12 protein-coding genes are annotated in these 13,631 nt (G+C 74.9%); 4 read left to right on the top strand and 8 right to left on the bottom strand.

Going from position 1 to position 13,631, the window contains the following annotated elements; translation table 11 throughout:
* Together ABD067_RS11785 and mutL are read left to right on the top strand one after the other, a co-directional pair.
* On the top strand, positions 1-668 hold a 668-nt coding region (locus ABD067_RS11785), incomplete at its 5' end, for a hypothetical protein (protein WP_343895487.1).
* 12 nt (positions 669-680) lie between these two features.
* Positions 681-2,465, top strand: coding sequence for a DNA mismatch repair endonuclease MutL (gene mutL / locus ABD067_RS11780; RefSeq protein WP_343895486.1), 1,785 nt, complete (start codon positions 681-683; stop codon positions 2,463-2,465).
* A 4-nt stretch (positions 2,466-2,469) separates the two neighbouring features.
* On the opposite strand, the gene ABD067_RS11775 is transcribed toward mutL, so the two are convergent.
* The 7 genes from ABD067_RS11775 to ABD067_RS11745 all read right to left on the bottom strand — a co-directional run bounded on the left by ABD067_RS11775 (position 2,470) and on the right by ABD067_RS11745 (position 11,699).
* A complete protein-coding gene (locus tag ABD067_RS11775; protein WP_343895485.1) occupies positions 2,470-4,512 on the bottom strand; it encodes a DUF6212 domain-containing protein in 2,043 nt (680 codons plus the stop codon).
* Positions 4,509-7,097, bottom strand: coding sequence for a glycosyltransferase (locus tag ABD067_RS11770; protein WP_343895484.1), 2,589 nt, complete (start codon positions 7,095-7,097; stop codon positions 4,509-4,511). The genes ABD067_RS11775 and ABD067_RS11770 overlap by 4 nt, the downstream gene beginning before the upstream one ends.
* A gap of 22 nt (positions 7,098-7,119) precedes the next feature.
* Complete coding sequence (locus ABD067_RS11765; protein ID WP_343895483.1) at positions 7,120-8,250, bottom strand: glycosyltransferase family 4 protein; 1,131 nt, start codon at positions 8,248-8,250, stop codon at positions 7,120-7,122.
* Positions 8,247-8,819 carry a 16S rRNA (guanine(966)-N(2))-methyltransferase RsmD gene (gene rsmD / locus ABD067_RS11760; protein ID WP_343895482.1) on the bottom strand — a complete coding sequence of 191 codons (573 nt, stop codon included), beginning with the start codon at positions 8,817-8,819 and terminating at the stop codon, positions 8,247-8,249. The genes ABD067_RS11765 and rsmD overlap by 4 nt, the downstream gene beginning before the upstream one ends.
* An 18-nt stretch (positions 8,820-8,837) precedes the next feature.
* The gene (locus ABD067_RS11755) at positions 8,838-9,662 is read right to left on the bottom strand and encodes a pseudouridine synthase (RefSeq protein WP_343895481.1); all 825 of its coding nucleotides are present in this window, start codon (positions 9,660-9,662) and stop codon (positions 8,838-8,840) included.
* Entirely contained in the window at positions 9,659-10,378 is a 720-nt protein-coding gene (locus ABD067_RS11750; protein ID WP_343895480.1) for a gamma-glutamyl-gamma-aminobutyrate hydrolase family protein, read from the bottom strand. The genes ABD067_RS11755 and ABD067_RS11750 overlap by 4 nt, the downstream gene beginning before the upstream one ends.
* A 70-nt stretch (positions 10,379-10,448) precedes the next feature.
* On the bottom strand, positions 10,449-11,699 hold the full coding sequence (locus ABD067_RS11745; protein ID WP_343895479.1) for an amidohydrolase/deacetylase family metallohydrolase: 1,251 nt from the start codon (positions 11,697-11,699) through the stop codon (positions 10,449-10,451).
* Between the two features lie 111 nt (positions 11,700-11,810).
* Between ABD067_RS11745 and ABD067_RS11740 the strand changes: the two genes are divergently transcribed.
* Entirely contained in the window at positions 11,811-12,284 is a 474-nt protein-coding gene (locus tag ABD067_RS11740) for a nucleoside deaminase (RefSeq protein ID WP_343895478.1), read from the top strand.
* A gap of 9 nt (positions 12,285-12,293) precedes the next feature.
* On the opposite strand, the gene ABD067_RS11735 is transcribed toward ABD067_RS11740, so the two are convergent.
* Positions 12,294-12,503 carry a hypothetical protein gene (locus ABD067_RS11735; protein WP_343895477.1) on the bottom strand — a complete coding sequence of 70 codons (210 nt, stop codon included), beginning with the start codon at positions 12,501-12,503 and terminating at the stop codon, positions 12,294-12,296.
* Positions 12,504-12,605: 102 nt separating this feature from the next.
* Here ABD067_RS11735 and ABD067_RS11730 point away from each other — a divergent pair, with 102 nt between their 5' ends.
* Positions 12,606-13,622 carry a Bug family tripartite tricarboxylate transporter substrate binding protein gene (locus ABD067_RS11730; RefSeq protein WP_343895476.1) on the top strand — a complete coding sequence of 339 codons (1,017 nt, stop codon included), beginning with the start codon at positions 12,606-12,608 and terminating at the stop codon, positions 13,620-13,622.
* Positions 13,623-13,631: the final 9 nt, after the last annotated feature.

Here is a 13,631-nt window from a genome sequence, read left to right as displayed (position 1 = left end):
TGCCGAAAGCCGACCCAAGCGCCCCAGGGCAGGCCAGGGTTTCAACAGAGCAAGTGCCCGCCGAATGGCATGGCAGCGTCTGGGACGACCTCGGCCTTTCTGTAGCCCTGTATGCGGACACGCTCACGCCGGTTCCCGAGCACGTGGCGCGAGAAGAACAGCTTCGCCTCGATCTGGTGCGGGTTTCTGTCCGGTGGGAAGATTGGGACAGGTTGTCCGCTTGGGCCCACGACGCTTTGACTTGGCCCGAGCCAAGCAGCGATGCCGGCGACCAAGGGGCCAATTCGACCTTCGCCGGACTGCGTCGTTACCGGGCGCCAAGGGATTCTCGGGCAGCAGGCCTGTTCGTGCCGGCCAAGGCGCTCGACCCATCGTCTAGCCAGGAGATCGGGCCCGAGTTGATCCTGCTCAATGTCCCGACCCCTGGGCTCCCCGATCCACCGCGCCCTGGAGAAGTCCGTCTAGTGGAGCTTCAGCCTGCGAGCGGGCGGACCGGAGGGGAGGTTCCGCACGCCGCTTATTGCGAATTCTTCGTACCGTTCCGCCACCTATGCATGGTGCTCACCTTTGACGCACGACACTTGGACCGCTGGCGCGAGATGCGCGATGCCGCGCTCGCGGCCGTGAACTCCACGGTTGTTGATCGCAGCAACACTTCAAGGCGTTAGACTCGCGACTCCATGCCCATCCGCATCCTCCCCGAGACCACCGCCAACCGCATCGCCGCCGGCGAGGTGGTGGAGCGGCCGGCCGCGGTGGTGAAGGAGCTGGTGGAGAACGCGCTCGACGCCGGCGCCACCCGCGTCTCCGTCACCCTGGAGGAGGGCGGCATCGGCCGCATGGTGGTGGAGGACGACGGCGGCGGCATGGCGCCCGGCGAGCTGGAGCTGGCGGTGGAGCGGCACGCCACCTCCAAGCTGCCGGAGGAGGCGCTGCTGTTCCGCATCGCCACGCTCGGCTTCCGCGGCGAGGCGCTGCCCTCCATCGGCGCGGTGTCGCGCCTACTCATCACCTCGCGCCCGCGGGACGGCGGCGGCGACGCCCACGCCATCCTGGTGGAGGGCGGGCGCAAGGGCACGGTGCAGCCGGCCTCCGGCGCGCCGGGCACGCGCGTCGAGATGCGGGACCTGTTCTACGCGGTGCCGGCGCGACGCAAGTTCCTCCGCCAGCCGCGCGCCGAAGCGGATCGCGCGGTGGAGGCGGTGCGGCGCTTGGCGCTGGCCTGGCCCGGGGTGGGCTTCCGCGTCGTGGTGGACGGGCGCGAGGCGCTGTCGCTCGCGCCCGCGACGCGCGAGGGCCGCGTCCACGACCTGCTCGGCCCGGACTTCGCGGCGGCGGCGCTGCCGGTATCCGGCGAGGCGCCGGACGGCCTCGTCGTCGCCGGCCTCGCGGCGCAACCGGCGCACACACGCCCGACCGGCGCGGCGCAGCACCTGGTGGTCAACCGGCGTCCCGTGCAGGACAAGATGCTGCGCACGGCGCTGCACGTCGCCTACCGCGACCTCATCGCCGCGGGGCGCCAGCCGGCCGCCGCGCTGTTCCTCGACCTGCCGCCCGAAGCGGTGGACGTGAACGTCCACCCCATGAAGACCGAACTCCGCTTCCGCGACGAGGCGGCGGTGCGCGGACTGCTCATCTCTGCGTTGCGCCGCGCGCTCGGCGCCGGCGCCGGCACGGCGGCGCCGAGCTTCCAGCCACCCGCGCCCGCTTGGCGCCGCCCGCTTCCGCGGCCGACCGGCTTCGCCGAGCCGCAAGCGGCCTTCGGCGTGGACCTCGCTCCGCCGCCGCCTGCGCCCGCCGCCCAGACGGCGCGGTTGCCGCTCGGCTTCGCCTCGCCGCGGCCCGCGGTGGCGCCTGTGCCGGCAGGGCCCGCGACGGACGACCACCCGCTCGGCCGTCCGCTCGCGCAGATCCTGGACACCTACGTGCTGGCCGAGGCGCCGGACGGCGCGCTGGTGCTGGTGGACCAGCACGCGGCGCACGAGCGGCTGACGCACGAGGCGCTGCGGGCGCAGTTGCTCGAAGGCGGCGTGCGCTCGCAGCCGCTGCTGCTGCCCGCGGTAGTGGACATGGCGCCTGCCGACGCCGCGCGGCTGCTGACGGAAGCGGAGCCGCTGGCACGCCTCGGCCTGGAGATCGAAGGCTTCGGCCCCGGCGCGGTGCTGGTGCGGGCGGTGCCGGCGCTGCTCGGCGCGCCCGACCCGGCGCCGCTCCTGCGCGACCTGGCGGAGGAACTGGCCGAGCTGGAGGAGGCGACGGCGCTCGACCGCAAGCTCGACGCCGCGGTGGCGCGACTCGCCTGCCACGGCTCCGTGCGCGCCGGCCGCCGCCTCACGCCCGCCGAGATGGGCGCGTTGCTGCGGCAGATGGAGGAAACGCCGCGCGCCGCCACGTGCAGCCACGGCCGCCCCACCTTCCTGCGCCTCGGCGCCGCCGAGCTGGAGCGGCTTTTCGGGCGGCGCTGAAGCCTTACCCGCCCTCCCGCGGCAGCGCCGCCGCTACGCGCCGCGCCAGGTCCACCCAGGAGTCGTACTCCGCCGGATCGCTCACCACCTCCCGGGCCGCGGTCGCCACCGCCGTCGGCATCAGGCGGATCAGCGCCACCAGCATCCAGCGGTCGCGCTCGCTGCGGAGGCGCGCCAGGAAGCCGCGGCCGATGTCGGCGAGCGACAGCAGGAGCAGGGCGCCGTGCTCGTCCACCTGCCGGCCCGGCCAAGCCTCGAACATCGGCGGCCAGTCGGGTCGGGAGCGGAATTCGAGCACCGGGTCGTCGCCGCCGAGGGCGAGCTTGAAGCGCAGCCGCGGCCAGGTGAAGCCGGCGGCCTGCATCCCCACCACCAGGATGTCGAGGTGGCGGTAGCCGCCGTCCTCGGTTTCGTAGTGCTCCTGCAAGCGGATCTGCGCGACCTTCGGGATCTCGCCCGCGGGCAGGCGCGGCAGGCCCGTCGCGGCCGGACGGGAGCGGTGGAACGGCCCCGCTGCGGCCTGCCCGGCGGCGACGGGTTCGCGCAGGCGGGCGCCCGTCAGCTCCGACCATTCGACGCGGAGCAGGTCTTCGGGCTGCGTGCCCAGGTTCCGGAGCACCAGGACGGCGGCGAGCGCCGGCGCCGATCCGGGCGGCAGCAGCAGCGACAAGCGGAGCGGCGCGCCGCCGGTGCCGGGCCGGCGCCACCCGGACCAGCGCGCGCCCGGGGCGGACAGGGACAGGTCCGCTTCAGAAGCGATGGCGGCCCCGGCGAGCTGCAGCCACAGCGCCGCTTCCAGCAAAGCCGGGTCGCCCATGGCGGCGGACACCTCCGCTTGCAGCAGGTCGAGCCCCGCGACCGGCACCTGCGGCAGCACCAACAGGCAGCGCTCGCCGCCGCCCATCTCCGCCACCAGGCGCGGCGGCTCGGCGCCGAGCGCGACGCGCTCCGCCCGGCCCTGCGGCAGCAGCGCAGCGGCCCAGACCTGCGCCGGAAGCTGCACCTTGACGCCCAGCGGCACGTCGGGCGGCGCCGCGTCCGGCGAGCCGGCGAGCGACAGCTCGACCTCCTCCCAATCCCAGTGCGGCGCCACGGCGAAGCGGCGCCCGAACGGCGCGGTCCAGAGCCGGAGCGCCAGGGCGCGCTCGCCGGGCGCGCCGCCCTGCACGGCGGCTCGGTCGGGCGGAGCGAGCCGGTCCTCCAGGGACAAAGCGACGACGGTGCCATCGGCCGGCAGGTCGGCACGCAGGTCGAGGCAAGCGGTTTCCCGCACCGGCCCGATCGGCGTCGGCAGGTCGAGGCGCAGCCACTCGCCCGGCGTCAACGCCTCGCCCGGCACCGCCCAGGAACCATGGACGCGCCCGCTTTCCGCGCCGTAGAGGCGGACGCGGAGGCGCGCTCCCGCCGGCGGTTGCGCTTCCGCCACGTGCAAAGCGAGCGCGGCGACGCCTTCGAGGCTCGTACCGAGCACTTGGCCGAGCGCCTCCTGCCCCTCCGCCCCGAGCGCCGCGGTGTGCCCCGCCGCGGCGGGCGGCGCGTCCAGCGCCAGCACCGGCGGCGGGGGCGGGATGCGGTGGCCGTCGCCCTGCAGGGCGGCGAGCATGGCGACGCGGGTGTCCTCCGCTTCCGCGCGCAGCGTCGCCACCGCCGCGTGCAGGTCGCCCGCGACGGCGCGCTCGGCGGCCAGGGCGGCGACGGCGGCGCGGGCGAGGGCGGGCAGCGCGGCCGCCGCGTCTCGCGCTTCGATCACCGGCGCCCCGTCGAGTTCGGCGAGGAACTGCATCGCTACGGCGGAGTTCGGCGGCGCCACCACGGCCAGGACCCCGGCGGGCGGCGCGGGCAGGGCATGGGTGGCGCGCGAAGGGTCGTCGCCCGGCCGGTGCAGGCGCACCCCGCCTCCGGCTCCCGGCGCGGGCGTCGCCAGCCACAGCGAAAGGCCCGGCAACGCCAGGGTCTCGGCCCCCGCCACGCCCGCGTGCGCCAGCAGCACCGGCGCGCCGCCGCCGGCGAGGTCGCGCAGCGCGGACGGGTCCACGAACAATGTCATCGCAGCGCCTCCGGCACGACGCGGTCGAGGTGGTCCAGGAAGTCGCGCAAGCCGTCCCTGGCGCCGGCGCGCGCGATCCGGTCGGCGGCGCGGAGGCCAACATCCGCCAGCAATTCCGGCGACTCGTCCAGGCGCAGCAGCAGCGCCGCCACCACGTCGACCATGGCCGGCTCCGGCAGGTCGGCCGGCACCAGGAAGCCGTCGGCGCCGTGCTCGATGGCCTCGCCCGTGGCGCCCACGTCGGTGGCGACCACGGCGCAGCCGAAGCGCTGGGCTTCCAGCACGATCAGCGGCACGCCTTCGAAGCGCGACGGCAGCAGCACCGCGTCCGCCCAGGCGTAGAGCGCGTCGAGCTGCGCCGGCGTGGTGGCGGGCGGTTCCACCGGAAAGCCCAGGTCGCCCGGCCGGTCCAGCACCGCCCGGCCCACCACGCGCCACTCCACCCGGTGCCGCGTGCGGGCGATGACGGCGGCGAGGCGGTCCAACCCTTTTTGCGCGTCGAGCCGCCCGAGGAACAGCGCCCGCAGCTTGCCCGGCGCGCGGTCGCGCCGCGCCGCGACCGCCGCCGCGATGCGCGCCGGGTCGGCGTCGTAGCCCGGCGCGTTGCGGATCAGGTGCAGCTTGTCCGCCGGCACGCCCTGCGCCACGCACCAGCGCCGCAGCTTCTCCGAGATCACGGTGAGGCCCTGGTAGGCGTGCTCGTAGGCCAGCGCCGTGTGCGCGGTGCCGTTCGGGTTGCCCCACCGCGTGCGCTCGACCAGGTGCAGGCCGCAGAAGGTCCGGATGCCCAGGCCCTTGAGCCGCGCCATCAGCGCGTGCGCCGGGAGGCAGTGGGTGTTCAGCACCGCGTCCATGCCGGCCAGCAGGCCGAGCGCGTCCTCGGCCGCCGCGCCCGCGCCGAAGGCCGCCACCTCCGCGCCGAAATGCGCGTTCGGCCAGTCGCTGTCCGTCTCGCCCATGCCGAAGAGGAGGTTGACGCTCTCGAAGGTCTCGCGCGCCTCCTCGGTCAAGGCGATCCGCTGCTCGCCCATGACGAAGAGGTGCGGGCGCCATCCGCGCCGGCGGAGCGCATTGGCCTGGCGCAGCACCACCCGCTCCACGCCGCCGAGCGCGAAGAGCGGCAGGACGAAGCCGAAGGAGCGTCGCCCTTCTTCCGGCAGCAGCGGCAGCACCGCGCCGAGGCCGGAGAAGCCGTGCACGCGCTCCGGCACGTTGTCCCGCCAGTTCCGGAAGTCGGCGCGCCACCCGGGCTTGAGGGCCGTGCGCCGCCGCCGCGCGCGCCGCAGCGCCTCGACCTCGGCGACGAGGTGCCGGAAGGCGGCGCCGCCCCCGGCCGCCGCGGCGTCCGCGCCGGGCAGGGACACGCGCATCCGGCGCAGCTTCGGTTCCGGCTTCGGCGAGGCGAGGCTTTCCAGCCAAGCGATGTCCTTGGCCCGCGAAAGGCCGCCGAGGTTGCGGCCGCGCAGGATGATGAGGTCGGACGCGCCGGCGTCGCCCACGGGCAGCGACTCGATCGCCAGCTCGTCGCGCTCCCCGCCGGGGGCGATCTCGACCGCGACCACCTCCGCGTCGCGCAGCCGCGCCTCGGCCAACCAGAACAGGTTGCGCACCACGCCGTGCGCGCGGAGCAGCCCCAGCGCCGCGTCGCCCGCGAAAACCAGCGCCGGCGGCAGGTGGACCCGTTCCATGGACTCCAGCGCCGCCAGCAGCCGCTCCCGCGCGGCGGCCGGGTCGAGGCTCGCCACCGGCTCCCGCGCCGGGTCGAGCACCAGACGCATCCCCGGCCGCTCCGGCGAGAACAGCGCGTAGCGCGGCGCCTCCGCGGCCTCCAACTCCAGCACGCGCTGCGGGCGCAGCAGGCGCGCGTGCTTGTCGTGCAGCTCGCGCACCAGGGCGGGGCGCCGGCGCTCGGCCGCCGACAGCATGCTCTCGGGGCGGCGGCGGTACAGGAAACCCGAGCCCGGGAGGTGCCGGCCCTTGAAGCCGAGCGAGGCGGCGCCGAGCCAGAAGTCCCAATCCTCGAAACCCGGCACCCGGGCCTCGAAGCGCAAGCCGGTGTCCAAGACCTCGCGGCGCATCAGGCTGCCGGCATCGCAGAAATTCTCGGCCAGCAGCATCAGCAGGGAGAAGTCGCCGCCGGTGGTGAAGTTCTGCGGCCTTCCGATCTCGTCGATGTCGGAGTAGAGCCAGCCCACCTCCGGCGGCGCCGCTTCCAGCGCCGCGAAGGCGCGCGCCAGGAAGCCCGGGCGCAGGCGGTTGTCGGCGTCCAGGCAGAACAGCGCGCGCAGCGCCGGGAACGCGGCCAGGGCGAACTCGATCCCGGTGTTGCGCGCCGCGGCCAAGCCGCGGTTCGGCTGGCGTAGCGCGAAAACGCGTCCCGGATGCGCCGCGGCCATGGCGAGGGCGGTGCGCGAGGTCTCGGGGAAGGGGCAGCCGTCGTCCACCACCACCGCCGCGCATGGCGGGCCGCCCTCCTGCCGCAGCACGGACAGGATCGCTTCCGCCAACAGGCCGGGTTGGCGATGGGCGGGGATGACGAACGCGGTGGCGGTGTCGTTCTCGCGCGCGCGACTTTCGTTCGGCATCGTGCGTTCGGGCGTTCCGGTCCTAAAGCGCGGCGGCGGCGCGGAGGAGGGCGGCATACTGCCGCAGCATGGCCTGGACGTCATGGGCGGCCGCGAAGGCGTAGGCCGCTTCGGCGCGGCGCCGGGTGGCGGCCGGCTCCGCGAAGGCGGCCAGCGCGCGGTCGGCGATCGCGGCGGCCGAGCCTTCCTGCGCCACCGCGGCCATGGCGAAGGCGTCGTCGCCGAAGGCTTCCAGCGCCGCCGGGGCGGCGACCACCGGGCAGCGCCGCGCCGCGGCTTCGAGGAACACGAGGGGGCAGCCTTCCAGCCGCGACGGCAGCAGCAGCGCGTCGGCCGCCAGCAGCCAGTCCGGCACGTCGGGGACATGACCCATGAGGCGGAGGCCAGGCAGCGCGGCGGCGCCGTCCCAGCCCCGGGAGGCCTTGCCGGAGCCGAGCACGGCGACGCCGCCGCCCGTCGCCGCGTGCAACCGCTCCGCGAGCGCCGGCAGCAGATCGGCGCCCTTGTTCGGTTCGAGCCGGCCGGCGAAGACAAAGAGCGGCGCGCCGCCGGCGACGCCGGCCAGATCCCGCTTCGCCGCCCGCGCCGCCGCGCGTCGGCGGGGGCCTTCGGGTGGCACGCGGACGCCGTTCAACACCACCGACACGGCGCCCGGCGGCAGCGCGAAGCACGCCGCCAGCCGCTCCGCAACCGGTTGCGACACCGCGACCCAAACGGTCGGCCCGGGCCGCATGGCGCGCGCGGCGGCGAGCCCGTCCGGCTCGGGCTCGAAAGGCGCCAGGTGCGCCACGGCCAGAACGGGGACGCCAGCTTCGGCGAGCGCGCGCTGCAAGCCGAGGCCGTGCGTCGGCCAGGGCAGGGGCAATACCGCGGCGTCCGGCCGCGCGGCGGCGATGAGGCCCGCCGCGGCCTCGGCTTGGCGGTTCCCATTCGCCTCGACGGATCGTCGGGCGTCCCAAGCGATCGGCGCCGCTTCCACCGCCGCCCCGGGCCCGAGCAGCGGGGCGAAGCGGTCGAGCAACGGGGCACCGATCGCCAGTCTCACGTCGAGGCCGCTCGCGGCGAGCGACCGGGCCAGCCAAGCCGTGTGCGCCTCCGCGCCGCCCAGGTCGGCACCGGGCAGGAGCACGAGCACGCGCGTGAGCGTCTTCAAGCCCCGCCGCCCTCCGGCCGCATGAACAGCACCCGCGCCGGCCCGTGCGCCCTTTCGGCGAGCAGCGTGAAGCCGGGCGGAGGCGCCGCTTCGTCCGGACCGGCTGGCGTTTCTGCGCAAACCAGTGCGCCCGGCGCCACCCACCCCGAGGCGGAGAGCGCCCGGAGGGAGGTCTCCAGCAAGCCTTCGCCGTAAGGCGGATCGAGGAAGACCAGCGTGCAGGCCTTGGCGGCACGCGGCGGGCGCGCGGCGTCCGTCGGCAGCACGGTGCAGCGCTCCCCCTCGCGGCAGATGGCGATGTTGGCGCGCAGCGCGCGCAGGGCCGCGGCGTCGGTTTCCAGGAAGGTCGCGCGCTCGGCGCCGCGCGACAGCGCTTCCAGCCCGAGGGCGCCCGTGCCGGCGAAGGCGTCGAGCACCACCGCCCCGTCCACCGCCGACCGGCCGGCCCAGGGCGCGTGCCACAGCATGTCGAACAGCGCCTGCCGCACGCGGTCGGAGGTGGGCCGCGTGGCGGTCCCGGCGGGGGCGACGAGCTTCCGGCCGCGGTGGCGCCCGGCGATGATCCTCACCGCACCACCCGGCGGCCGTCACGCCGCATCCGGGTCCGGAACCGCTTCCCGCCCGGCCCGCGCCGCCTCGTCGCGGGTCTTGGCCGGACGCGGCGCCGGGGCGAGGCCCAACTGCTCGCGCAGCACCTTCGGGTTGACCTCCTCCACCGCCCCGGGAGGCAGCGAGCCGAGCTGGAACGGCCCGTAAGCGGTGCGGATCAGCCGCGTCACCCCGAGGTCGAGGTACGCCATGACGCGGCGGATCTCGCGGTTCTTGCCCTCGTGCAGCGCCACCGTCAGCCAGGCATTGGAGCCGCGGCGCGAGTCCAGCCCGGCCTCGATCGGCCCGTAGCGCACGCCTTCCACGGTCGCGCCGCGGGCCAGGGCGGCCAGCGCCCGCTCGTCCACCGCGCCATGCACGCGCACGCGGTAGCGGCGTATCCAGCCGTTCGCCGGCAGCTCCAAACGGCGCGCCAGGGCGCCGTCGTTGGTCAGCAGCAGCAACCCTTCCGAGGTCAGGTCGAGCCGCCCGACCGACACCACCCGCGGCAGGCCGGGGGGCAAGGCCTCGAAGACCGTCCGCCGGCCCTTATCGTCGCGGTGCGTCGTCACCAGGCCGGCGGGCTTGTGGTAGCGGAACAGCCGCGTCCGCTGCGGCTCCCCCACCAGCCGGCCGTCGAGCGTCACCAGGTCGCCGGCCTTGACGAAGGTCGCCGGCGTTTCGACCACGCGGTTGCCGAGCCGAATGCGGCCCTCCGCGATCAGCTTCTCCGCGTCCCGACGGCTGGCGACGCCGGCGCGGGCGAGCCACTTGGCGATGCGCTCGCCGCGCGGGCCGTCCTCGGTGGCGCCCTCGTCTGTCACCTGCGGCAAGCTGAAACGAAGGCGCGGAAGATCAGCGGGTCGGCTTCGTCCACCGCGTATTCCGGGTGCCATTGCACGCCGAGGGCGAAGCGGTAGCCGGGGTGCTCGACGCCCTCCACCACGCCGTCGGGCGCCACCGCGTTGACCACCGCGCCTTCGCCGGGACGGTCCACCGCTTGGTGGTGGGCGCTGTTCACCGCGATGCGCCCCCGGCCGCCGACGACTCGCGACAGCAGGGTGCCGGGCGCGACGGAGACCTCGTGCCCCGGCTCGGTGCGCGGGTTGGGCTGCTCGTGCTGCAAGGCGCCCTCGACGCTGTCCGGGATGTGCTGGATCAAGGTGCCGCCGAAGGCCACCGCGAGCAACTGCTGCCCGCCGCAGATGCCGAGCACCGGCATGTCCCGCCGCAGCGCCTCCCGCGTCGCCGCCAGCTCGAACGCCGTGCGTCCGTACTTCAGCTTGACCGTCGAATGCGCCGGGCCGCCGCCGTAAAGCGCCGGGTCCACGTCGAAGGCGCCGCCGGTGACGAGCAGGCCATCCAATCGATCCAGGTAATCCGCGGCCAGATCCGGGTCGTGGGGCAGGGCGATCGGCAAAGCGCCGGCCTCCGCCAACGCCGTGAAGTAGTTCTTCCGAAGCGCGTACCAGGGCAGCTTGGAGTAGCCGCCCGGCTCCTCCGCATCGAGGGTCAGGCCGATGACGGGGCGTTTGCTCATGCGCCGTCCCTAGAACTTCCGGTGGCGCGGGCGCAAGGCCGTTGCGCGCGGCTGGGGCGCGTCGGCCGGGTCAAGGCCAGGCGAAGGGCACCGGGAAGGGACGCCCGAAGGGCCGTCCGGCCTTCACCGTCTGCACCGGCTTCAGCCAACGGTCGCCGCTCCGGCGGTTGTTGCGGGTGTCCACGAACTCCACCGGCTCCCGCACCAGTTCCAGGATGGACACGTCGCCGGGGGCGCCCACCTGCAAGGTCCCGAGCCCCTCCACCCGGTCGATGACCCGAGCCGGCTTCACGGTCGCCATCTCGACCACCTGCTCCAGCGTGTAGCCGTTGTTCAGGAACTTGCTCATCACCCAGGGCAGGAAGGGCATGCCGGGGGTGTTGCCGGACACCGCGTGGAGGTCGCTGCTGATGGTGTCCGGGCCGAAGCCCCCGTCGCGCGCCGGCTCGAACACGGTGTAGTCGAACGAGCCGCCGCCGTGGCCCACGTCGACCACCACGCCGCGGCGCTTGGCGTCCAGCGCGGCGGGCAGCACGCGGCCGTTCTGGACCGTGTTGTTGCCGGCGCCGGAGAATGCGTGGGTGAGGATGTCGCCGGGCCTGAGCAGCCCCAGCAGCTCGGAAATGTCGCCCGGCGCGTTGCCGATGTGGCACATCACCTTGGCCCAGGGCCCGGCCATTTCGGCGGCGCGGATCGCGCGGCGGAGCGGCTCCAGCCCGTTGCCGCCGACCACGTCGGCGCTGATCCGGACCTTCACGCCGAGGCAGATGTCCCGGTTCTCGGTGACCGTCTTCGCCGCCGCCTCCACCGCGGCGTAGTCGATGTTCAGCATCTCGCCCACGGGGAAGCCGGCGAGGCCGATGGAGGAGACGTGGACGAAGCCGAACAAGCGCGTCCGGGCCCGCGCCGCCACGGCGTGGCGGAACAGCGAGAAGGTGTTGGCCCCTGCGTCGCCGGCGCTGACGTAAGTGGTGGTCGCGGTCCAGGGCACCAACTCGTCCGCCGGCAGGCCGATGGCCGAGACCTCCGGGTAGACGTGCGCGTGCAGGTCCACCAGCCCGGGGCAGACCAGCTTCCCGGCGGCGTCGATCGATTGCCGCCCCGCCGCGGCCTGGATTTCGGGCTCCACGGCCGCGACCAGGGCGTTGCGGATGCCCAAATCCCGCCGCGCGCGCAGGTTCTGCGACGGGTCGAGCACCTCGCCGCCGCGGATCACCAGATCGAAGCGCGGCGCCGCCGGCGCCTGGGCAGCGGCGGAGAAGGGGGCCGCGAGGGCGGCCGCGCCGCCCGCCAGCACGGCGCGGCGAGAGGATGGGGGCATGGCTGCGGCGTTTCCTCCGTTCGGTGGCCGCGACGCTAGCACCGGACGCCCGTGGCCGGGCAAGACGCACCCGATTGGCGGTGTTGCCGCCGGGCGGCCATAAGCCTCCCCATGGACCCGATCAAGATCGCGCTGGAGGAGGCGCGCGCCGCTGCCGGGCGCGGCGAGGTGCCTGTGGGCGCCGTGGTGACGGATGGGCGGGGCCGCGTGCTGGCCCGCGCCGGCAACCGGACGGAGGAACTGCGCGACGCCTCCGCCCACGCCGAGATGCTGGCGTTGCGCGCGGCGGCGCGGGCACGCGGCGAACCGCGCCTGCCCGGCTGCACCCTCACCGTGACGCTGGAGCCCTGCCCGATGTGCGCCCAGGCGGCGTCGTTCTTCCGTATCGCGCGCGTGGTCTTCGGCGCCTACGACCCGAAAGGGGGAGGGGTGGACCACGGCGCGCGGGTCTACGCCGCCGCGTCCTGCCACCATGTCCCGGAGGTGGTCGGCGGCGTGCGCGAGGGCGAATGCGGCGCCTTGCTGCGGACGTTCTTCGCAGCGTTGCGCCGGGACGGGGCTAATTGCGGCGCGGGGGCGGCGTGACCGGCGCCGCTACGCCTCTTGCCGCTCCGAAGCAGAACCCTCGCCGGGGTTGGAGGCCGGAGCCAGCCGCGGCACCAAGCGCTCCGCCACCCGCTCTTCCGAGTCGGAGTCGCCGTCACGGCCGACCGAAACGAGGACTCGTTGGAGGAACTGGCTCCACGCATTGGCGGCGAGGGTCTTGGGGGCCTGCACAAGCAGCGTTCCGGTCGCCAGTTCCACGCTTCTGCCTCCGTCCGACGCCCCCGAACTTATTACGATGCCTGTGTCATCATGATGGCAGTGAGATGACCGAATGTTTCATACGCTCCCGAAGGAACACCTGTGATTGACGACGTCGCGAGGCGAGCGCCGCGAACGCCCACCATTTCCCGCAGGGCGCTCCTGGCGACGTCCCTGCTGCCGCCGGCCCTCGCGGCCGAGGCGCAGGTCGCGCAGGAATGGCCCGCCAAACCGGTGCGGATCCTGCTCGCCTACCCGCCCGGCGGCAGCACCGACGTCCTGGCCCGCGCGCTGGCGGAGCGCCTCGGCGCAGCCTTCCCCGGACCGGGCTTCGTGGTGGAGAACCGGCCGGGTGGCGCGGCGGTGGTCGGCACCCAGGCCGCCGCGGCGGCGGCGCCCGACGGCTACACCCTGGCGCTCGGCAACAACCAGACCCACGCCGCGAACGCCGCAATGGTGCGCGGCCTGCCCTACCGCCCGGTCGAGGACTTCGCCGCGATCGGCAGGCTGGCGGAGGTCCACCACGCCCTGGTGGTGCCGGCGGCCTCGCCCGCCCAGACGCTGGCGGAGCTGGCGGCGCGGGGGAAAGGCGGGGCGACGCTGACCTACGCCTCCTCCTCCGTCGGTTCCGCGAGCCACGTCATCGCCGAGGGCTTCGCCCGGCGCGAAGGCTTGGCCGCCACCCACGTCCCCTACCGCGGCGGCGCCCAGGCCACCACGGACACGGTGGCGGGCGTGGTGGACTTCTTCGTCTCGACTTGGCCGCAGGTCTCGTCCCTGGTGCGGGAAGGCCGGCTCAGGTGCCTCGGCATCGGCGTCCCGCGACGGCTGCCCGAACTGCCGGAGGTGCCGACCTTCGCCGAGGCCGGGGCGCCCTACATGGCGGTTGACGCTTGGTTCGGCCTGTTCGCCCCGGCCGGCAGCCCGGCGGTTGTCGTGGCCCGGCTCTCGGAAGCCCTGCCGCGCATCCTGGCGGAGCCGGACTTCGCCGCCCGCCTGGCGGGCCTGGGCTTCCAACCGGCGCCGCTGCCGGCGGCCGAGTTCGCGGCGTTCCAGCGCGCCGAAGTCGCGCGGTGGCAGGACTTGGCGGAGTTGACCGGGATACGGTTGGAGGGCTGAACCGCCGGA

The sequence above is a fragment of the Craurococcus roseus genome, assembly GCF_039523795.1.
GTDB classification, from domain to species: domain Bacteria; phylum Pseudomonadota; class Alphaproteobacteria; order Acetobacterales; family Acetobacteraceae; genus Craurococcus; species Craurococcus roseus.
Note: the sequence above shows the minus strand (reverse complement) of the source record. Positions and strands in the feature narration are given on the sequence as shown.

What these genes read in the sequence shown, in the direction of transcription:
- mutL (WP_343895486.1), top strand. Translation starts at nt 681, where the DNA reads ATGCCCATCCGCATCCTCCCCGAGACCACCGCCAACCGCATCGCCGCC.
- ABD067_RS11770 (WP_343895484.1), bottom strand. Translation starts at nt 7,097, where the DNA reads ATGCCGAACGAAAGTCGCGCGCGCGAGAACGACACCGCCACCGCGTTC.
- ABD067_RS11775 (WP_343895485.1), bottom strand. Translation starts at nt 4,512, where the DNA reads ATGACATTGTTCGTGGACCCGTCCGCGCTGCGCGACCTCGCCGGCGGC.
- ABD067_RS11745 (WP_343895479.1), bottom strand. Translation starts at nt 11,699, where the DNA reads ATGCCCCCATCCTCTCGCCGCGCCGTGCTGGCGGGCGGCGCGGCCGCC.
- ABD067_RS11740 (WP_343895478.1), top strand. Translation starts at nt 11,811, where the DNA reads ATGGACCCGATCAAGATCGCGCTGGAGGAGGCGCGCGCCGCTGCCGGG.
- ABD067_RS11750 (WP_343895480.1), bottom strand. Translation starts at nt 10,378, where the DNA reads ATGAGCAAACGCCCCGTCATCGGCCTGACCCTCGATGCGGAGGAGCCG.